25 protein-coding genes are annotated in these 18,680 nt (G+C 66.0%); 15 read left to right on the plus strand and 10 right to left on the minus strand.

Going from position 1 to position 18,680, the window contains the following annotated elements:
* Together AB4879_RS22980 and AB4879_RS22985 are read right to left on the minus strand one after the other, a co-directional pair.
* Complete coding sequence (locus AB4879_RS22980; protein WP_370509406.1) at nt 1-774, minus strand: amino acid ABC transporter ATP-binding protein; 774 nt, start codon at nt 772-774, stop codon at nt 1-3.
* Nucleotides 771-2,156 carry an amino acid ABC transporter substrate-binding protein/permease gene (locus AB4879_RS22985; protein WP_233209429.1) on the minus strand — a complete coding sequence of 462 codons (1,386 nt, stop codon included), beginning with the start codon at nt 2,154-2,156 and terminating at the stop codon, nt 771-773. The genes AB4879_RS22980 and AB4879_RS22985 overlap by 4 nt, the downstream gene beginning before the upstream one ends.
* A 189-nt stretch (nt 2,157-2,345) precedes the next feature.
* On the opposite strand from AB4879_RS22985, the gene AB4879_RS22990 reads away from it, so the two are divergent.
* A complete protein-coding gene (locus AB4879_RS22990) occupies nt 2,346-2,789 on the plus strand; it encodes a cupin domain-containing protein (RefSeq protein WP_370509557.1) in 444 nt (147 codons plus the stop codon).
* 61 nt (nt 2,790-2,850) lie between these two features.
* On the opposite strand, the gene AB4879_RS22995 is transcribed toward AB4879_RS22990, so the two are convergent.
* A complete protein-coding gene (locus AB4879_RS22995) occupies nt 2,851-3,522 on the minus strand; it encodes a DUF3060 domain-containing protein (protein WP_370509407.1) in 672 nt (223 codons plus the stop codon).
* Between the two features lie 176 nt (nt 3,523-3,698).
* Between AB4879_RS22995 and AB4879_RS23000 the strand changes: the two genes are divergently transcribed.
* A complete protein-coding gene (locus AB4879_RS23000; protein WP_199189977.1) occupies nt 3,699-4,172 on the plus strand; it encodes a hypothetical protein in 474 nt (157 codons plus the stop codon).
* A gap of 14 nt (nt 4,173-4,186) precedes the next feature.
* On the opposite strand, the gene AB4879_RS23005 is transcribed toward AB4879_RS23000, so the two are convergent.
* Nucleotides 4,187-4,783, minus strand: a complete 597-nt coding sequence (locus AB4879_RS23005) for a TetR/AcrR family transcriptional regulator (protein ID WP_370509408.1) — start codon at nt 4,781-4,783, stop codon at nt 4,187-4,189.
* A gap of 98 nt (nt 4,784-4,881) precedes the next feature.
* Between AB4879_RS23005 and AB4879_RS23010 the strand changes: the two genes are divergently transcribed.
* The 3 genes from AB4879_RS23010 (at nt 4,882) to AB4879_RS23020 (ending at nt 7,918) form a co-directional block, all read left to right on the plus strand.
* Nucleotides 4,882-5,880, plus strand: a complete 999-nt coding sequence (locus tag AB4879_RS23010) for an oxygenase MpaB family protein (protein WP_370509558.1) — start codon at nt 4,882-4,884, stop codon at nt 5,878-5,880.
* Nucleotides 5,881-6,370: 490 nt separating this feature from the next.
* The gene (locus AB4879_RS23015; RefSeq protein ID WP_370509409.1) at nt 6,371-7,510 is read left to right on the plus strand and encodes a YncE family protein; all 1,140 of its coding nucleotides are present in this window, start codon (nt 6,371-6,373) and stop codon (nt 7,508-7,510) included.
* 21 nt (nt 7,511-7,531) lie between these two features.
* On the plus strand, nt 7,532-7,918 hold the full coding sequence (locus tag AB4879_RS23020; protein ID WP_102808872.1) for a nitroreductase/quinone reductase family protein: 387 nt from the start codon (nt 7,532-7,534) through the stop codon (nt 7,916-7,918).
* On the opposite strand, the gene AB4879_RS23025 is transcribed toward AB4879_RS23020, so the two are convergent.
* A complete protein-coding gene (locus AB4879_RS23025; RefSeq protein ID WP_083120675.1) occupies nt 7,915-8,229 on the minus strand; it encodes a hypothetical protein in 315 nt (104 codons plus the stop codon). The genes AB4879_RS23020 and AB4879_RS23025 overlap by 4 nt on opposite strands.
* Nucleotides 8,230-8,482: 253 nt before the next feature.
* Between AB4879_RS23025 and AB4879_RS23030 the strand changes: the two genes are divergently transcribed.
* Entirely contained in the window at nt 8,483-8,716 is a 234-nt protein-coding gene (locus tag AB4879_RS23030) for a CsbD family protein (protein ID WP_102808871.1), read from the plus strand.
* Between the two features lie 48 nt (nt 8,717-8,764).
* On the opposite strand, the gene AB4879_RS23035 is transcribed toward AB4879_RS23030, so the two are convergent.
* Complete coding sequence (locus tag AB4879_RS23035) at nt 8,765-9,097, minus strand: YnfA family protein (RefSeq protein ID WP_370509410.1); 333 nt, start codon at nt 9,095-9,097, stop codon at nt 8,765-8,767.
* A gap of 95 nt (nt 9,098-9,192) precedes the next feature.
* Here AB4879_RS23035 and AB4879_RS23040 point away from each other — a divergent pair, with 95 nt between their 5' ends.
* Complete coding sequence (locus AB4879_RS23040; RefSeq protein ID WP_370509411.1) at nt 9,193-10,215, plus strand: alpha/beta fold hydrolase; 1,023 nt, start codon at nt 9,193-9,195, stop codon at nt 10,213-10,215.
* Nucleotides 10,216-10,261: 46 nt separating this feature from the next.
* On the plus strand, nt 10,262-11,890 hold the full coding sequence (locus AB4879_RS23045) for a long-chain fatty acid--CoA ligase (protein WP_370509412.1): 1,629 nt from the start codon (nt 10,262-10,264) through the stop codon (nt 11,888-11,890).
* Here the strand turns inward: AB4879_RS23045 and AB4879_RS23050 are convergent.
* Nucleotides 11,874-12,140, minus strand: a complete 267-nt coding sequence (locus AB4879_RS23050) for a type B 50S ribosomal protein L31 (protein WP_370509413.1) — start codon at nt 12,138-12,140, stop codon at nt 11,874-11,876. The genes AB4879_RS23045 and AB4879_RS23050 overlap by 17 nt on opposite strands.
* A complete protein-coding gene (mrf, locus tag AB4879_RS23055; RefSeq protein WP_370509414.1) occupies nt 12,137-13,345 on the minus strand; it encodes a ribosome hibernation factor-recruiting GTPase MRF in 1,209 nt (402 codons plus the stop codon). The genes AB4879_RS23050 and mrf overlap by 4 nt, the downstream gene beginning before the upstream one ends.
* Nucleotides 13,346-13,459: 114 nt before the next feature.
* Here mrf and rpmB point away from each other — a divergent pair, with 114 nt between their 5' ends.
* From rpmB to AB4879_RS23080, 5 genes are read left to right on the plus strand one after another with little or no spacing between them, the layout of a single operon-like run.
* Nucleotides 13,460-13,696, plus strand: coding sequence for a 50S ribosomal protein L28 (gene rpmB, locus AB4879_RS23060; RefSeq protein ID WP_102808865.1), 237 nt, complete (start codon nt 13,460-13,462; stop codon nt 13,694-13,696).
* Complete coding sequence (rpmG, locus tag AB4879_RS23065) at nt 13,696-13,860, plus strand: 50S ribosomal protein L33 (protein WP_102808864.1); 165 nt, start codon at nt 13,696-13,698, stop codon at nt 13,858-13,860. Before rpmB ends, rpmG begins: the two co-directional genes overlap by 1 nt.
* A 1-nt stretch (nt 13,861) precedes the next feature.
* Nucleotides 13,862-14,167 carry a 30S ribosomal protein S14 gene (gene rpsN / locus AB4879_RS23070; protein WP_370509415.1) on the plus strand — a complete coding sequence of 102 codons (306 nt, stop codon included), beginning with the start codon at nt 13,862-13,864 and terminating at the stop codon, nt 14,165-14,167.
* Complete coding sequence (rpsR, locus tag AB4879_RS23075) at nt 14,161-14,412, plus strand: 30S ribosomal protein S18 (protein ID WP_370509559.1); 252 nt, start codon at nt 14,161-14,163, stop codon at nt 14,410-14,412. Before rpsN ends, rpsR begins: the two co-directional genes overlap by 7 nt.
* The gene (locus AB4879_RS23080; RefSeq protein ID WP_370509416.1) at nt 14,409-14,684 is read left to right on the plus strand and encodes a hypothetical protein; all 276 of its coding nucleotides are present in this window, start codon (nt 14,409-14,411) and stop codon (nt 14,682-14,684) included. The genes rpsR and AB4879_RS23080 overlap by 4 nt, the downstream gene beginning before the upstream one ends.
* On the opposite strand, the gene AB4879_RS23085 is transcribed toward AB4879_RS23080, so the two are convergent.
* Nucleotides 14,656-15,855 carry a lipid-transfer protein gene (locus AB4879_RS23085; protein ID WP_102808860.1) on the minus strand — a complete coding sequence of 400 codons (1,200 nt, stop codon included), beginning with the start codon at nt 15,853-15,855 and terminating at the stop codon, nt 14,656-14,658. The genes AB4879_RS23080 and AB4879_RS23085 overlap by 29 nt on opposite strands.
* Before the next feature lie 84 nt (nt 15,856-15,939).
* Here AB4879_RS23085 and AB4879_RS23090 point away from each other — a divergent pair, with 84 nt between their 5' ends.
* Nucleotides 15,940-16,998 (plus strand): dihydrodipicolinate reductase, encoded by a 1,059-nt coding sequence (locus AB4879_RS23090; protein ID WP_370509417.1) that lies wholly within the window; start codon nt 15,940-15,942, stop codon nt 16,996-16,998.
* A 14-nt stretch (nt 16,999-17,012) separates the two neighbouring features.
* Nucleotides 17,013-17,486, plus strand: coding sequence for an SRPBCC family protein (locus tag AB4879_RS23095; protein WP_370509418.1), 474 nt, complete (start codon nt 17,013-17,015; stop codon nt 17,484-17,486).
* Here the strand turns inward: AB4879_RS23095 and AB4879_RS23100 are convergent.
* On the minus strand, nt 17,483-18,655 hold the full coding sequence (locus AB4879_RS23100) for an acyl-CoA dehydrogenase family protein (RefSeq protein WP_370509419.1): 1,173 nt from the start codon (nt 18,653-18,655) through the stop codon (nt 17,483-17,485). The genes AB4879_RS23095 and AB4879_RS23100 overlap by 4 nt on opposite strands.
* Between the last annotated feature and the right edge of the window lie 25 nt (nt 18,656-18,680).

An 18,680-nucleotide genomic window follows, 5' to 3' on the forward strand; every position in this document is an offset into this window, starting at 1 on the left:
TCACAGCACCTTCGACAGGAACTCCTGCAGCCGTTCGCTTTTGGGGTGGTCGAACACCTGATCGGGGGCATCGTCCTCGACGATGTTGCCGTCGGCCATGAAGATCACCCGGGAGGCCACCTCACGGGCGAAACCCATCTCATGGGTGACCACCACCATCGTCATGCCGCCTTCGGCCAGGTCCCGCAGAACCTGCAGCACGTCGCCGACCATCTCCGGGTCCAAGGCACTGGTCGCCTCGTCGAACAACATGATCGAAGGATCCATCGCCAGCGCCCGCGCGATGGCGACCCGCTGCTTCTGGCCGCCCGAGAGCGTGGCCGGCTTCACATGGGCCTTCTCGGCGAGACCGACCTGACCGAGTAACTCCATCGCCTTCTTCTCGGCGGCGGCCTTGTCCATCTTCCTGGTCGTCAGTGGTGCCAGCGTGACGTTCTGCAGCACGGTCATGTGCGGGAAGAGGTTGAAATGCTGGAACACCATGCCGATGTGCTGCCGGACCTTGTCCAGATCGACTTTGCGGTCGGTGAGATCGAATTCGCCGACCACCACCTTGCCCGCGGTGATGTCCTCGAGCTTGTTCAGGCAGCGCAGGAACGTCGACTTTCCCGACCCGGACGGGCCGATGACGCACACCACCTCGCCCTGTTTGATATCGGTGGTGATGCCGTCGAGCACCAGGAGTTCACCGAACGACTTCTTCAGGTCTTCGATGTGGATCATCACCGTGTCTGCCGGCTTTGCGTCGGCGGAATCGGGAACGAGGTCGGTCATTTCACGATCCTTTTCTCGACGCGGTCGGAGAGTTTGGTGAGCGCCATGATGACGATGAAGTAGATGATCCCGATGATCAGCCACATCTTGAACGACTGGAAGTTGCCGGCGATGATGATGCGCCCGGTCTGCGTCAGCTCGGCGATGCCGATAACCGACAGGATCGACGTGTCCTTCAGCGTGATCACGAACTGGTTGATGTACGACGGAATCATCGTCCGGATAGCCTGGGGCAGTATGACTTTACGCATCGTCGGCAGATATCCGATGCCCAGGCTGCGGGCCGCTTCCATCTGTCCCTTGTCGACGGATTGAATACCGCCGCGCACGATCTCGGTCATGTACGCGCCCGCATTCAGCGACAGGGTGATGATGCCCGCGGTCAGCGCGCTCATCTGAAAGCCCAGCGCCGACGGGATGCCGAAGTAGATGAAGAAGGCCTGTACCAGTAGCGGGGTGCCGCGGAAGATGTCGACGAACGTCGTGCCGATGGCACGCAGCACAATTGACCGGGACACCCGGAACAGGCCGAAGATGACGCCGAGCACCAGGGCGATCGCGATCGAGACGACCGTCAAGATGACGGTCATCTTCAGGCCCTGCAGCAGGATCGGGTAGGTGCTCTTGATCAGCCCGAAGAACGAATTGTCATCCTTCGAGGCGCCTTCACCGAGGTAGCTGTTGACGATCTGGTCGTACTTCCCGGACTTCTTGAGGTTGTCCAGACCGGCGTTGAACTTCTTGATCAGCTCGGCGTTGCGGCCCTTGTTCACCGCGAAGCCGTAGCCGGTCGGCTCCTCCTTGGGGGTGACGGTCTTGAAGCCGTTGCCCTGTGCGATGCCGTACAGCAGCACCGGGTAGTCCTCGAACACCGCCACCGAGTTGCCGGTCTTGACCTCGTCGAACATCGACGACGAGTCGGCGAACGAAACCACCTGGAAGCCGTACTTGTCCTTGATGGAGTTCGCGAAGGTGGCGCCCTGGGTGCCGTTCTTGACCGCCACCCGCTTGCCGCGCAGGTCCTCATAGGACTTGATGTCGTTGTTGGTCTTCAGGACCGCCATCTGAATACCGGATTCGAAGTACGGTTCGGAGAAATCGAAGACCTGCTTGCGCTTGTCGGTGATCGACATGCCGGCGATCACGCCGTCGACCTGGTTGGCCTGTACGGCCTGCAGTGCGGCGTCGAAGCCGAGCGGTTTGATGTCGACGGTGAATTTCTGATCCTCGGCGATCGCGCGGATGAGATCCATGTCGATTCCGACGAAATTGCCTTGCTTGTCCTGGAATTCGAACGGAGCGAAAGTGGTGTCGGTGGCGATCAAGTAGTTCTCGCCGTCGGCTGACGCCCGCGGGGGCGCGAACAATCCAGTTGTGAGCATTGCCAGGACGGCGGACAACGCCACCAAGGCAACCGCCCGCGCAGTACTTCGGCGAGACTTTCGGCGTAACCATCCGCTCGGCATGCGCTGCCCTCCCATTTTCCGATTGTGCGCGTGCAGTTCACGCTAACGTCAAGACTCGCCGCGTGTCTGGCTAACTGCCCATCGACAACGAGGAGTGTCATGACTATGCGACTGGTGACCTGCGGCGCGGTCGCGCTCTTGCTGTGTCCGGCGACGCCCACCGTAACGGCCGGGGCGACGCCGCCCGGGGGCGACGTGACACGCACCGACCTCGCCAAGGGGGACACCGACGCGCCGGTGTCGATCACCACCGACGGGCCCGCCACGCAGATCGTCCAGAGTCTGTCGATGGGGCCCGGCGCGACCAGCGGTTGGCACACTCACCCCGGCACCGAACTGTCGGTGATCACCGGCGGTTCGGTCGCATTGCAGACCGCAGGTACATGTGCGCCGGTGACCTATGCGGCCGGGCAGGCGGTCGCCATTCCCGCGGGCGTTCCGCACCGCGTCGCCAACGAATCCGGCTCGCGCGCCGAGGTCGTCGTCACTTACACCCTGCCGGCCGGCGCCCCAGTCCGGGAGGATGCTGCGGACGTGTGCGCCCGATAGCCTGATCCCGTTACCTGCCAATGGTTTTCGCCGCACCAGAAAAGCCGGCGTTGCACTGACGTCAGCCCTGCTCGACAGTGTTGGAGAAGCCGGACTTGTCGACCGTCGGTGAGCCGCCGTGGTAGGTGATCGTGTTGTCCATCCCGGATGCCTCGATGGCGTCGGCCGCATCGACGGTCACGATGTTGTTCATCCCGGACACCTGAACGCGCGCGCAGTGGCCGGTGATCACCACGGTGTTGTCCATGCCGCTGATGGTGACCACGCTGTCGTCGCACGCGAGCCGCTTGTTCTCGTTGACACCGGAGACGCTGAGGTTGGCGCCCGATTCGGGCGGGGCCACCGTGGCAGCCGAATTCGACGGGGGAGCCGGAGTGCTGCGGCTGGGCCGGGTCGCCGTGGTGAATGTGCCGCCGCCACCGGAGATGGTGGGCAGCCCCGGCGAGGTGCGGCTGGCGTTGATGTGACTGGTGATGAGGATCGCGCCGCCGCCGACGGTGAGCCCAAGCACCAACAGCACGAACACAATCCAGCCGAGGCGCAGACCCGGAGTGGATGACGACACCGACGGTGGCGCGTAATACCCGGGCGGAGGCGGCCCGTAATACCCGGCGGGAGGCGGTGTCCAGTTGCTCGGCGGCACCGAGGTCCCCAGCTCGCTGGTGTGGGCCTGCTCGGTCAGCGGACGCTCGAGTTGCTGAATGCGTTTCTCGGGATCGTCGTCTGGGTTCATCGCCTCGCACTCCTCGTTCCGGTTCCCGACAGAATATTGCCCACCCGGGTCTGCCCGGGGGTGATGAGGCCAACTTTCGGGTGCGCGCGGTATTGCCGTTGTTTGACCTCGAAAGCGTCATTGCTTGATGTCGAAAGCGCCCGTTTTGCGCTGGTCACGTAGGGGTATCTGCCGGCATGGCTCGTCCGCACCCCATCATCCGGCTGGCGCTTCACACCCCGGTCGAGATCTACGAGCACGGCTTCGGCCGGCTGCTCGGCAAGCGCTTCGTTCGCCTCAGTCACGGCGGATCCAACTCGTGCGACTGCCGCACGGTCCTCGAAGTCATCGGCGCGAGCGACGACGAGGTGATGGTCATCGCCGGTCTCGGGCCGTCGTGCGAGTGGTTCCGCGACATCGCATCCGGTTCACCGGCATCGATCGAACTCGGCGGGATGACGTTCTCCGCCGAGCACCGGGTGCTCAGCGAGCCGGAGGCCGTTGCGGTGATCGCCGAGTACGAACGGCGTCACTGGCTGATCCGCCCCCTCGTCTACCGGGTGATGGGGATCCTGCTGTGCCGGGACTACGACGGAAGTCCGGCAGCGCACGTCGAACTCGCGCACCGGCTGCCGATCGTCGCGTTTCGCCCTGCCCGCCTGGCCGCCTAGGTATGAGTGAGGGACTAGTTCGGCAGCAGTAGCCGAACGGCATGGGCGACGACCGCGTCGACGTCATCGCCGAGTGTGCCGGCCAGCCACTGCTGGGCCAACTCGGCCATCGCGCCCGCATACATTGCAGCACCGACTTCGGTTGCCACCCGGTCGGATTCGGGTGCGGTGCGGCGGTGCTCGTCGAGGACGAGTTCGCGGACGTGGTCCTGGGCCAGGGTCCGCCGCGCGGCCAGAACGGGATTGGTGCGGGCCTCGGTGAACAGGATCCTGCCCCGCCGCGGGTCGGCCGCGCTGAAGGCGAGCACCGCTCGGATGCCGGCCCGTAGCCGGGCGCGCCGGTCGCGGGCACCGGCCATCGCCGCGGTCAGCATCCCGCCGAGTTCTCCCGCCACCTCGTCGTACACGGCGCCAAGGAGTGCATCGGTGTCGGTGAAGCTCTCGTAGAAGTAACGGGTGTTGAGTTCGGCTGCCCGGCACACCGACCGCACGGACATCGCGGTCAGGCCACCCTCGCCGAACAACGCGTAGGCGGCACGGACCAGAAGGCTCCGGCGCTCGGCCTGGCGGTCGGCGGCGGACAAACCCGCCCACCGGGTGGCACTCGGCATTGGCCGAGGATATACGGACATCGGGCGGCGCCATGTTATTTTGGTTACGGGCGTAACCAAAATGGCGTGCTCGCCGGAAGGGATCAGCCGAGATGAAACTGCCACTGCCGCACCAGCTTCTCGAGCGCAAGATCAGAGGCGATTTCGACAAGAACATCCGCGGGAAGTTCTTTCGTGGTCTGGAGTTTTCCGAACCCGAGGGCGACCCGGGCTGGTTCGGTCCCGGAAGCGCGGTCTGGCATGTCCACTCGCACACCCCTGCATTGATCTTCGGACTGCAGTGCGCCGCATTCATCGAGCGCTTCGACCCGAGCATCTTCTGGATGGGCTCCGATCATTCCCGGGTCGTCGAGCACGACGAGGACGGCAACCCCACCGGTCGGCTGGATCTCAAAGGGTCCGGGGTCCGCCTTGCCCACTCGGTGGCGTTCTTCATCGGAACTGCCTACGGATCCACCGCCACCGCCGAGCGGGTTGCCCAAACCGTGCGCGCCATGCACCACACCATCAAGGGAGTGCGGCCCGACGGCTTGCCCTATGACGCCGACGATCCCGAATGGCTGCGCTGGAATTACGCCACCGTGGTCTGGGGGATCGCGACGGGCCACGAGCTCTATCATCCGACCCCGCTGCGCAACATCGACCGGTACTACGGCGAGTTCGTGCGAGTCGGTCATGCCCTGGGCGGCACCGACCTGCCGTCGACCAAGGCCGAGACCCTCGATTGCCTGCGGTCGTATCTACCGCGGCTGGCCCTGACTCACGGCGCCGCCATGTTCACCGGACCCAACCTGCAGAACAATCCGGACGTTCCGCAGGAGGCCAAGTTCTTCGACTGGGCCATCCGCGACAGCATGCCGGACTGGGCGGCGCAGATGCTCGGGCATCAACCGCCTCACCCGGTGGAACGAGCCGCGCGGCGTGCCGCAACCTGGGCCGCGCTCAACGCGACGCACCTCGCGATGGATCCGCTGCCGGAGTTCCAGCAAGCCTGTCGGCGGGTGGCCGGCGGCACCGTGGTCGGCCACACCGAGCCGTCCTACGTGGTGGGCAGCGATCCGGTCCGCAGCCGCGAGACCGTCGAACAGATGGTGTGATCTGGACCACTGGCGAATTGCTGAGACTGACTCGCTAAGCCTGCCGATCAGCGAACACGGTCGACATCAAGATCGTCGAGGGCCACATCCTGCCTCGGTGGAGCTCCGGGCGCGTCAATAAGTTAAGAATTTTCCTTAGGAATTTAGACGCGGCTGAGGCATTGTGATTTGTGCCTCTTTCGGCCCGGCGCCGGTAAGAAAATCTAAGGACGCGGTTCGTTGCATCCATTCATCTGTGATCTTGAATACTGCTAAATGGGCAGGTCAAAACACCTTTTCGCACGGCCATCAAACCTTTGCAACGAAATGATAACGATCACTGTCTTAGCAGTTGCTGAGATCTTCGGCGTGCTTGGGAATGGGTTCCGAAAAGCCGCGAATTCTCCGTGAATTGACTAGCTACACTCGACCCAGGCGGTTACCGGCAGGTAACGCGAAAACGACTAAAGACAATGCGCGGTGCAGTCCAGGCCGCCGGAGGTACGAGATCATGGCAAACACAACGGGAGTTACGGAAGGGTCCAATGTCACCGGTGTCGCGGTGGCTGAGCGGGCCACCGCGGAGCGCTCTCTGTGGCTGTCCTCGCTGCCGTCGATCCGACGGACCCCTATCGGCGACCTGCTGCCGCAGCTGCTGGGCGGCGCCGGACTGGAGCCGCTGACCGACCCGATCGCAGCGCCGGTGATGACCGTCGCCCGCACGCTCGCCGTCGGGCACGGACCGGTCAGCGACATCGCCGTCAGCCCCGACGGCCGTCATCTCATCACCGCCCACTACGGCGCCGACGTGGTGTGCGTCATCGACACCGCCACGCTGTCGGTCACCGCGACCATCGACGGGCTCAGCGAGCCATACGCGGCCGTCATCGTCGGCGACCGCGCCTACGTCAGCGCAGCCTCCAACGCCGAGGATGCCGTCGTCGCCGTCGACACCCGCACCGCGACACCGCTCGCGGCTAAGACGTTCGACATGACGCTTTCCGGCCTGGCCGTCAGCCCGGCCGGCGACGTTCTCTACGTCGGCAGGACCGGCGAGGACGATGTCGATATCGCGGTCATCGACATCGAATCCGGCTCCGTCACCAGCATCGCCGTCCCGGCCGCGCCCGGCGCCTCCATCGAGACGGTTCGTCTCAATGCCGATGGCACGCGTCTGTTCGCCGCGCTGACCACCCCGACGGGCGGCATGCTGGCGATCGTCGACACCACCGCCCGTGCGGTCAAAGCCGGAGTGTCCATCGACGGTTCGATCGGTGACATCGCAGTTGTGCCCAACGGCCGCACCGTTTTTGCCACCGGGTGGGACGTTGAACTCGGCGGCGTCATCCATGTCATCGACATCGCCGGGGCCCGCGTCACCGACACCATCGACATGGGTGGGGTCCCGACGCAGCTGGTGCTCAGCCGCGGCGGCGCGTGCGCCTACATCGTCGACCGTGACGAGATCGCGGTGATGTGCACCGCCACCACCGAGATCGTCGACAGCGTCGTCATCGGCCCGCAGTTGTCCTGCCTGGCCGTCGACCCGGTGCGGAACCGGCTCTACGCGGCGGACTACGCCGGTGCGATCACCGCCATCCGGCTCGATCCGGCCGTGCCACAGCCCCAGATGGCCGTCGCGGCATCCTGACCGGGCTGCCACGATGGAGTGATGACTTCGACTCCACGGCAGCGCGTCGTCAACTTCGTCCAGCGGCGGGTCGCCAACCCACTGATGCGGCTGGTCCCGATTCAGACTCTGTTGGAGACGACCGGGCGAAAATCCGGCCAACCGCGGACCACCCCGATCGGCGGCCGACTCGACGGTGAAAAGTTTTGGCTGGTGTCGGAATTCGGCGATCGATCCCAATATGTCCGCAACATCGCGGCGAACCCGCGGGTACGGGTCCGCGTCCGCGGTCGCTGGCACAGCGGAACCGCCGTGGTTTTACCTGACGACGACGCGCGGGCGCGCCTGTCCGAGCTTCCTCGGATGAACAGTGCGGCGGTACGCGCGATGGGAGACAACCTGCTCACCATCCGCGTGGACTTGGACTAGTGCGCGCTGCAGTCCAGTGACACCGAGATCGTCTGGCTGGTGACCACCGGCACCAGAATGGTGCGATTGTTGCCGCGCCCCGGTCCGGTATAGGGCACCCACTGAGTGACGGTCTGCGGATTGCGCACATTTGTGACCACACACTTCGACATCGGACCCGTGCCGATGCGGTCGATGTTCACGGTGTAACCCTGACTCTGCAGCTGGCTGATCGTGGCCTGTGCCGAACTGTCGGCCCACGCCGTCGCGGCCGGCCCTGCGACGATTCCACCCGCGGCCGCCACCGCGGCGAGCGCATATGCGGTCCGCATGATCGTGTCTCCTCTTTTCCCGCCCAATGATCCTCCAGGTACATCGTCGTTGCCGATGAAAACGTTCCCGCTCCTGCAGATTCGCCTGGAGTTGTTTAGTCGGGGCAGGGCCGGGAACCCCGGACCTGCGGGCGGATGTGCGGTTGCGCGGTCGAAGACAACCGGCGCTGACCGAGAAATCGCCCGGTCAATGGGATGCACGGTGCGCATGCGCCTCATCCCGCACTGCAGGAACAGACGCCAAGGAGGACCCATGGCAGACAACAGCGGACCCGAAGAGGGCATCAAGGGCGTCGTCGAAGACGTCAAGGGCAAGGCCAAGGAAGCCGTCGGCGCCGTGACCGGCAGCGATGACCTCACCGAAGAGGGCAAGGCGCAGCAGGACAAGGCCGAGGCTCAGCGTGACGCCGCGGCCAAGGAAGCCGAGGCCGAGAAGGCTCGCGGCGAGGCGAAGGCCCAAGAGAAGCGACAAGAGTCGCACCAGTAGACGAGGTGCGAGAACCCGGCCGGAGCAACCGGCCGGGTTCTTGTCCTTTCAGGACCGTGGGCCGTACATGATCAGCGCCACCCCCACCAGGCAGATGATCGAACCGGTCACATCCCAGCGGTCCGGGCGAAAACCATCGGCCGCCATGCCCCAGAGCAGCGAGCCGGCGACGAATACCCCGCCATACGCGGCCAGGATTCGACCGAAGTGCGCGTCGGGCTGCAGCGTCGCGACGAAACCGTAAGCCCCCAAAGCGATTACACCGAAGCCGACCCAAACCCAGCCTCGATGTTCGCGGACGCCCTGCCACACCAGCCAGGCGCCGCCGATCTCCAGAAGCGCCGCAGCCAGGAACAGGGCCGCTGATTTCAGCACAACCACCGGGCCAGCATGGCACGGGCGAGTTGCTCACACCCGCGCCGATCAGTCGCCAACGACACAGTGTGCGAAGCCGATCTGCGGTTAATCCCAGGCCGGTGACCACCACAGAACTGCCTTCCGGTGCGCGCGTCCGGCTCAGCCACGACGTGGTGCGCCTCGACGACGGCCACCGGGTCGGCGTCTCGACCGGCGGCCGCGGTGTCCCGCTGGTGTTCCTGCACGGCTACGGCCTGAACGCGCGGGCCTATCTGGGGCTGCTGAGCCGGCTGGGCGCGCTGGGCTTCAGCGTGATCGCTGTCGACGCCGCCGGCCATGGCGGAACGCCGAGGCTGCCCGCCGAGGCAACGCTGGAACGCCGTGTCGATCTGACGCTGCGCGCCCTGGATGCAGTGGGCGTCCGGAAAGCGGTTTTTCTCGGCCACTCCATGGGTGGCCGGATGATCGTCGACCTGGCGGCCCGCGCACCCGAGCGGGTGCTGGCGGCGGTGTTGCTCAACGCCGCCGCGGGCGCGCCGTTCGACGAGTCGATCTCGCCCGGGCACCGCTCACCCCGCGCGGTCGCCGAGCGGCTACTGGCCGTTGCCGTCGACGCCCAGGGCGACCCGAGGCGGCTCCCGTTGGGCGAAATGGCCGGCTATCTGCGGGTGATGGCGGGTGCACTGGCTCGAAATGCGCGCTCGCCGCGCGGACTGTCCGGGTCCCTGAGGGCGCTTCTGGGCTCCGGCGACTTCGGCGACAAGCTGGTCGCCATGCGCGCCAACGGTGTGCCCACGATCGTCGTGCACGGCGAGAAGGACGGCGTCGTTCCGTTCGAGAACGCCTACGACATGGCCGAGCGGGCCGACGGGACGCTCTACCGGGTGCCGGGTGCGCACCATTCGTGGATGCTGGCTCACCCGCGGCAGGGCGCCGACATGATGCGCCAGTTGCTCGGCGCCGAACTCGGCCGGGCGCTGGCGCGGGTGTACCGCGATACCCCGGACCTGGATGTCGATGAACTCGAACCCGTCGAACTGGAGTTGCTCCGATCGCCGGCGGCGCGTCGTCATTCGCGCCGCCGCCCGTGGGCTTTCCGGTGGCCGGCCCGCCGCCGGGTTCCGGCGGCACTGACCGGGTAACCGATCCCGGGCCTGCCGCGTTGCCCGCCGCGATAGATTCGGGCCTATGCAGAGCACCATGCAGAACTTTCCGCTGACCGTTTCCGCGATCCTGCGCTACGCCGCCACCGTTCACGGCGATCGGACCGTGACCACCGCGACCGGCGACGGGTTCCGGCACGCCACCTACCGCGAGGTGGGACAGCAGGCCGCCCGGTTGGCCAATGCGTTGCGGCGCCTGGGTATCAAGGGCGATGACCGGGTTGCCACTTTCATGTGGAACAACCAGGAACACCTGGAGGCCTACGTCGCGGTGCCCTCGATGGGGGCGGTGCTCCACACGCTGAACATCCGGCTGTTCCCCGAGCAGATCGAGTTCGTCGCGTACGAGGCCGAGGATCAGGTGGTGATCGCCGACCTGTCGCTGGCGCCGATTCTGGCCCCGGTGCTGCCCAAGATGGAGACGGTGCACACGGTGATCGCCGTCGGGTCCGGCGATCTGGAGCCGTTCGAGGCTTCGGGCAAGCGGGTGGTGCGCTACCACGACGTGCTCGCTGCCGAGTCCGATGAGTTCGAGTGGCCGGAGATCGACGAAAATTCCGCCGCCGCAATGTGTTACACCAGCGGAACCACCGGTCATCCGAAGGGTGTGGTCTACGGGCACCGGTCGAGCTACCTGCACTCGATGGCAGTCTGCAGCGGTAACGGGCTCGGACTCAGCTTCTCGGACAAGGCCTTACCGATCGTGCCGATGTTCCACGCCAATGCCTGGGGGCTGCCGTATGCGGCGTTGATGGCCGGCGCGGATCTGGTGCTGCCGGATCGATTCATGGATCCCACCTCGTTGGTGAACCTGATCGAAAGCCAGCGTCCGACGGTGGCCGGGGCGGTGCCGACCATCTGGAACGACGTGATGAACCATCTGGACCGCAACCCTGGTCACGACATCTCGTCGCTGCGGTTGGTGTCGTGTGGCGGCTCGGCCGTACCGGTGTCGCTGATGAAGGCGTTCGAGGAGAAGTTCGACGTGGAAATCCGCCAGCTGTGGGGGATGACCGAAACGTCGCCGATCGCCACCCTGGCTTGGCCGCCGCCGGGCTTGACCCCCGAAAAGCAGTGGGAGGTCCGGGGAACGCAGGGCCGGCCGATCTGCGGTGTGGAGACCCGCATCGTCGACGACGAGGGCGCCGTGCTGCCCAACGACGGCGAGGCGGTCGGGGAGCTGGAGGTCCGCGGTGCGTGGATCACCGGCTCCTACTACCGCAATACCGACGAGTCGAAGTTCCAGTCGGGCTGGTTGCGCACCGGGGACGTGGGGCGAATCGACGGCCAGGGCTACATCACGTTGACCGACCGCGCCAAGGACGTCATCAAGTCCGGTGGTGAGTGGATCTCCTCGGTCGAACTCGAGAACTATCTGATCTCCCACCCCGCGGTGCGGGAGGCCGCGGTGGTCGGGGTGCCCGACGAACGCTGGCAGGAACGGCCGCTGGCCGCGGTGGTGCTGCACGAGGGGGCCGAGGCCTCGCCGGAGGAGCTACGGAATTTCCTGTCCGACAAGGTCGTTCGGTGGTGGCTGCCGGAACGGTGGACATTCGTCGACGAGATCCCGCGGACCAGCGTCGGCAAGTACGACAAGAAGACCATCCGTGCCAGGCACGCCGACGACGTCTACGACGTCACCCACCTCGGCTAGTGCGGCCATACCGGCGACGGAACTTCTCCACCTGACCGGCCGCGTCCATGATCCGGCGCTCACCGGTCCAGAACGGATGAGAGTCCGCGGTCACCTCCGCGACCACAAGAGGGTAGGTGCGCACGCCCTCGGCCGTCTGCACGTCGATCGTGCGTGACGTCGTTACCGTGGAACGAGTCAGGAACGTCGTGCCCGTCGTGGCGTCCTGGAAGACCACCGGGCGGTAGTCGGGGTGGATACCGGGTTTCATCGATCTTCTCCGTGGTTGGTTGTGGGCTTGCTTGTGGGCGAAGATAATTCGCTGTGCCCGGCCGAGTCGCCGCACGGCTCCTCGTGCCAATGGCCGAACGGGTCGGGATAATCGGCCCAGCTTTCGGGGCTGGTCATCTCGTCGTCGGTGACCAACGCCTGCCGCAGCGCGTCCTCGATCTCGCGGCGTTCCGCCCCGCAGATCAGAACGGTCATCGACGTTCGGCGATCGCCGTATCGCTCGTCCCACGCCAGGCTTGCCATGACCCGGCGCTCCGGCTCGACATAGGCGGCCTCCGAATCGCTCATCGCCGCCAGCCACTTTCCGCCCGAGCTGACGCGCAGTCCGCCACCGGCGGACTCCAGGTACATCACGTTGTCGGGCTCATTGGCCAACCAGATCCGGCCGCGGGTGCGCACCACGCCGGTCAGCAGGACATCGAGCGCGTCGTGAAGGCGCTCAGGGTGAAACGGGCGGTCGGCGGCGAACTCGAGGATGCTCACCTGTCCGTCGGTGTCCAGTGGTGGCTCACCGTCCAACAGCGGTCCGTGCGGATCGTCACTGCGGCCGCGACGCGCGCCGGACTCCAGGTTCGCCACCGCTTCCTCGACGTGATCGGGCAGCTGGATGATCCACGTGCGAGGCGCCAATCGACGCAGAACGGCCACGGTGGTGCGGTCCACTCTCGGCGCCACGATCACGTCGGCGAACTCACAGTGGCCGACCACCACCTGGGCCACGGTGCGCCCGTCGTCGAGCTCGTCGTCGCAGAGCGCCTGCGCGAGCCAGGTCGGTGAATCCAAACACGTTATGACGCCGGTGATTTCGACGTCGCGGGACGCGGGTCCGTCGACGTAGCCGGGACCGAGGCGGGTGCGGACGTGGTTGATGGCCCAGCAGACCGGTTCGGGCTCCAGGGTGGACTCCAGGTGTACGACGATCCGCTCCACATCACCGCGGCGGTGCAGTCTGCGCAACAGCAGGAGCAGGTCATTGCGCACCGTGCACGACAGGCAGCCGTGGTCCAGCTCCAGCACATAACCGGCGGAGGTGGGGACGCCGTTCTGGACGGTGGTCAGAACTCGGTGCACCACGTGGCCGTCGAAGTGGTGCCGCACGACCAGAGTTCCCTCCTGCCGCAGCAGTGTTCTGGCCACGGCGTCACTGTCACCGTGACCTGCGACGAGCAGTACCGGGGTTCGCACCGCACCTCCCATATTGAAAACGATTTCCATTAACTGCCGGCACACGCTACAGTGCGAGACGGCACTTGTCGAAAATCATTTTCAATAACACAAACGGCCGCAGGAGGGTTGTCGATGTCCGCACGATGCCAAGTCACCGGGCGCTCACCGGGTTTCGGCAATTCGGTATCGCACTCGCATCGGCGCACCAGCCGGCGCTGGTCGCCGAATATCCAGACCAAGACCTACTACCTGCCCGCGGAGGGTCGGCGCGTCCGGCTTCGGGTCAGCGCCAAGGGCATCAAGGTCATCGACCGCGACGGGATCGAAGCCGTGGTGGCGCGCTTGCGCCGGGAAGGACAGAAAATCTGATGGCACGCAACGAGATACGGCCCACCGTGAAGCTACGGTCGACCGCCGGCACCGGGTATACGTACGTGACCAAGAAGAACCGCCGCAACGATCCCGATCGGATCGTGTTGCGGAAATACGACCCCGTGATCCGTCGCCACGTCGAGTTCCGAGAGGAGCGCTGACGTGGCCAAGCGATCCAAGATCGTCAAGAACAACCAGCGCGCCGAGATCGTTGCCCGCCACGCCGAGCGGCGCGGCGAGCTCAAGCGCATCATCCGTTCGCCGCAGAGCACCGCCGAGCAGAAACTGCAGGCGCAGCAGGAATTGGCGCGCCAGCCCCGAGATGCCAGTGCGGTGCGGGTGCGCAACCGCGACACCATCGACGGCCGTCCCCGCGGACATCTGCGGAAGTTCGGGCTCTCGCGGGTCCGGGTGCGCGAGCTCGCCCACCGAGGTGAGCTCCCCGGCGTGCGGAAGGCGAGCTGGTGAAGGCCAAAACCCGGAACCGGCGCCCCGCGGCGGGGGTCAAGCCCCGCCGCAACACTCTCACCGGAATGGGACTGCGCGAGGTCGACTACAAGGACACCGCAACCTTGCGGGTGTTCATCTCCGAACGCGGAAAGATCCGATCGCGCAGAGTCACCGGCCTCACGGTCCGCCAGCAGCGGCAAGTCGCGACCGCGATCAAGAACGCCAGAGAGATGGCGCTGTTGCCGTACCCGGGGTCGACATGACGTCCACGCCGTTCACCGTTGTCGTGTGCGCCGGTTGCGCGCCACCGGACGCGTCGGTGATCGACGCACTGCGGACCATGGTGCGGGAAAGCTCAGGCGGGATGCTGGTGTCCACGCCTTGCCTGCTCGGCCCGGACGGCTGCCCGGACGGCTGTCAGGCGCACCGCGGTGACGGTGCGGTCGCCATGCTCCAGCCGTGCCGCGCCGACCGCACGCCGGTCGGTCCCGCGCGGTGGATCGACCTCAGCGCTCCGCGCGCTGGTAGGCGGTGACGACCGCCGCGCCGCCCAGGCCGATGTTGTGCTGCAACGCGGCGGTGACGTTGTCCACCTGACGCTTGTCCGCGGTGCCACGCAGCTGCCAGGTCAGCTCGGCGCACTGCGCCAGGCCGGTCGCGCCCAGCGGATGACCCTTGGAGATCAGCCCACCCGACGGGTTCACCACCCAGCGTCCGCCGTAGGTGGTGTCGCCTGCGTCGATGAGCTCGGGAGCCTCACCCTCGCCGCACAGCCCCAGGGCCTCATAGAGCAGCAGCTCGTTGGCCGAGAAACAGTCGTGCAGCTCGATCACCTGGAAGTCGGCCGGGCCGAGCCCGGACTGATCGTAAACCTGTTGTGCGGCCTGCACATTCATGTCATGGCCGATGATGTTGGCCGCGCTGCCGTCGAACGTCGACGCGAAATCGGTGGTCATCGCCTGCCCGACGATCTCGACGGCCTGACCGGCCAGCCCGTGCTTGTCGACGAACGCCTCGCTGGCCACGATCGCCGCGCCGCTGCCGTCCGAGGTGGGCGAGCACTGCAGCTTGGTCAGCGGATCGGAGATCATCTTCGCGCCCAGGATGTCGTCGAGGGTGTACTCCTCCTGGAACTGCGCATACGGATTGTTCACCGAATGCTTGTGATTCTTGAAACCGATCTTCGCGAAATGCTCGGCCGTGGTGCCGTACTTCTTCATGTGCTCGCGGCCTGCCGCACCGAACATCCACGGCGCCACCGGAAACGTCATCGAGTCGGTCTCGTTGAGGGCGACGATATGCCGCATCAGCGGCGACTCGCGGTCTTCGGCGCCACCGCCGAGCGAGCCGGGCTGCATCTTCTCGAACCCGAGGGCGATGGTGCAGTCGGCGAGGCCTCCCCGGATCGCTTGCGCGGCCAGGTACAGCGCCGTCGAGCCCGTCGAACAGTTGTTGTTGACGTTGACGATCGGGATGCCGGTCATGCCGAGCTCATAGAGCGCACGCTGCCCGGAGGTGGAGTCGCCCGAGCAGTAGCCGACGTACCCCTGCTGCACCTCGGCGTAGTCGATGCCGGCGTCGGCCAGCGCCTTGGTGCCGGACTCGTTGGCCATCTGGGGATAGTCCCAGCCTTCGCGGCGACCGGGCTTCTCGAATTTGGTCATCCCGACCCCGACGACGAACACCCGGTTCTTTGTTCCGGCCATGGCCCATTCCTTCCGTCTGCGGTGACGATCCCGCTAGTGTAGACCCGGCTGTAACACGTTCTAGTTTTCTGCGGAGGAGCACCAATGGCGTTGCGAGTCGTGCAGTGGGCAACCGGGTCGGTCGGGGTCGCGGCGATCAAGGGTGTGCTGGAACATCCCGAACTCGAACTGGCCGGCTGCTGGGTGCATTCCACGGACAAGGCCGGCAAGGACGTCGGCGATATCATCGGCACCGACCCGCTGGGCGTCACAGCCACCAACAGCATCGACGACATCCTCGCCATGGACGCCGACGCCGTGATCTACGCGCCGCTGCTGCCCAACGTCGAGGAAGTGACCGCACTGCTGCGCTCGGGCAAGAACGTCGTCAGCCCGCTGGGCTGGTTCTACCCGAGTGAATCCGAAGCCGCCCCGCTGGAGGCCGCCGCCCGCGAGGGCAACGTCACCCTGCACGGCGCCGGGATCGGACCGGGTGCGGCCACCGAGCTGTTCCCGCTGCTGCTGTCGGTGATGTCCACCGGGGTGACGTACGTTCGCGCCGAAGAGTTCTCCGACCTGCGGACCTACGGCGCACCCGACGTGCTGCGCCACGTGATGGGCTTCGGTGGGACGCCGGAGAGCGCGTTGACCGGACCGATGCAGAAACTGCTCAACGGCGGCTTCTTCCAGTCGGTTCGGCTCATCGTCGACCGCCTGGGTTTTGCCGCCGAGCCGCAGATCCGCACCTCCCAGGAAGTAGCTGTCGCAACCGCCCCCATCGACTCGCCGATGGGGGTCATCGAACCCGGCCAGGTGGCTGGGCGGCGCTTCCACTGGGATGCCGTGGTCACCAACACCATCGTCGTGCGCATCACCGTCAACTGGCTGATGGGTGAGGAAAACCTCGATCCCGCATGGTCTTTCGGGCCGGCGGGGGAGCGCTACGAGATGGAGGTCCGGGGCAACCCGAACACGTTCGTCACGGTCAAGGGCTGGCAGCCGGAGAGCGTGGAGGAAGGGTTGGTCAGCAACCCCGGTGTGGTGGCCACCGCGGCGCACTGCGTCAACTCCGTGCCGGCGACCTGCGCGGCCGCGCCGGGCATCGCCGGCTTCTTCGACTTGCCACTGATCACCGGACGCGCAGCACCTCAGCTCGCACGCTGACTATCCTTGGCGAGATGGCTCACCCCGTCGTCGTCCAGCAGTCCCGCGCCATTCCCGTCGCGGTACCCGATGCGTTCGCCAAGACGCTGCCGATGCCGCTGCCCCAGTTGTTCCACCGCTGGTATGGACCGATCCCGCCGATCAAAGCCGTGCACGACCAGACCGGCGACTGGTCGGCGGTGGGGCAGACCCGCACCATCGCCCTGGTCGGGGGCGGAGGCATGCGGGAAACCCTGACGACGGTGGATGCCCCACATGCGTTCGGCTACACCCTCACCAACGTCCGCGGTGCGATGGCACCGCTGATCGATCACGTCGAGGGGCTCTGGGCTTTCAGCGAATGCGGGACCGGCACCAAGGTCACGTGGCAATGGACCTTGCATCCCAAGTCGGCGCTGACCGCGCCGTTGCTGCCGGTGTTCGCCCGGATCTGGCGCGGCTACGCCAACCAGGCCCTGGCCACCCTGTCGGATCACCTGCTGAGTTAGGACCCCAGAATGGCCGCGGGCCCGCGCTGCAGCAGCTGGCGCCCGATGATGATCCGCTGAATCTCGCTGGCGCCCTCCCAGATTCGCTCCACCCGCAACTCGCGGAACATCCGCTCTGCGACGTTCTCGCGCATGTATCCGCGCCCGCCGAAGATCTGCACCGCCCGGTCGGCGACCCGGCCGGCCATCTCCGAGCAATACAGCTTGGCCATCGAGGCCTGCCCATGCAGCGCCTTGCGGTCGAGTCCGGCGTCGATACCCCGGGCCACCTCGTAGAGCATGCTGCGTGCGGCGAACAGCTCGGTGGCGCTGTCGGCGAGCATGCCGGCCACCAACTGGTATTCGCCGAGTGGCTTGCCGTCCACCATGCGATCCGTTGCGAATGAGGTCATCTCGTCGACCAGACGTTGAGCGGCCCCCACACAGCGCGACGCCACCATGAGCCGTTCGAACCGGAACCAGTCTTGGGTGAAAATCATGCCTTCACCCTCGGCGCCGACCAGATGACTGACCGGAACCCGGACATCGGTGAACGACACGATCGGATGCTCGTCGGGAATGTGGTGCGAATAGTGCGGGGTGCGCACCACCTCCACGCCCGGCCAGGGCAGATCCACCACCAGTAGCACGTGGTCGCCCTCGTGCGGACCGCCGACCAGAACAGCCTGAACGAAGACGTACTCGGCCAGATTGAACGACGTGACGTGCCACTTGATCCCGTTGATCACGTACTCGTCGCCCTGGCGGCGCGCGGTCGTCTCCAGCGCCGACACATCGGAGCCGGCGAACTCCTCGGTGATGGCGTACGCCTCGTGCTTCTCGCCACGCACCGCGGGCAGCAGCCAGCGCTGCTTCTGGTAGTCGGTGGCCACCTCGGCCCACCATTGCGGCGGGGTGTGCATCACCCAGGCGATCGCGTTGGTGACCCTACCGACCTGCTCTTGGACCAGAACCTGTTGTAGCGCAGTGAATCCCGGGCCATCCACCGAGGTGGGCATGTTGGTGGCGTACAGGCCCAGCTCGATCGCCCTGGCGTGATGCTCGGCGGTCAGCTCCTTGGGTAGGCGGCCGCCGGCCATCTCGGCATCCACCTCGTAGGGGATCAGAGTCTCGACGAACTCGCGGGCGGTGTCCCGGATCCGCAGGTCTTCGGCTGTCAACCCATACATTCGCGGTGCTCTCCGCTCGCTGGAA

Origin of the sequence: Mycobacterium sp. SA01, from assembly GCF_041287105.1 — a bacterium.
GTDB lineage: Bacteria > Actinomycetota > Actinomycetes > Mycobacteriales > Mycobacteriaceae > Mycobacterium.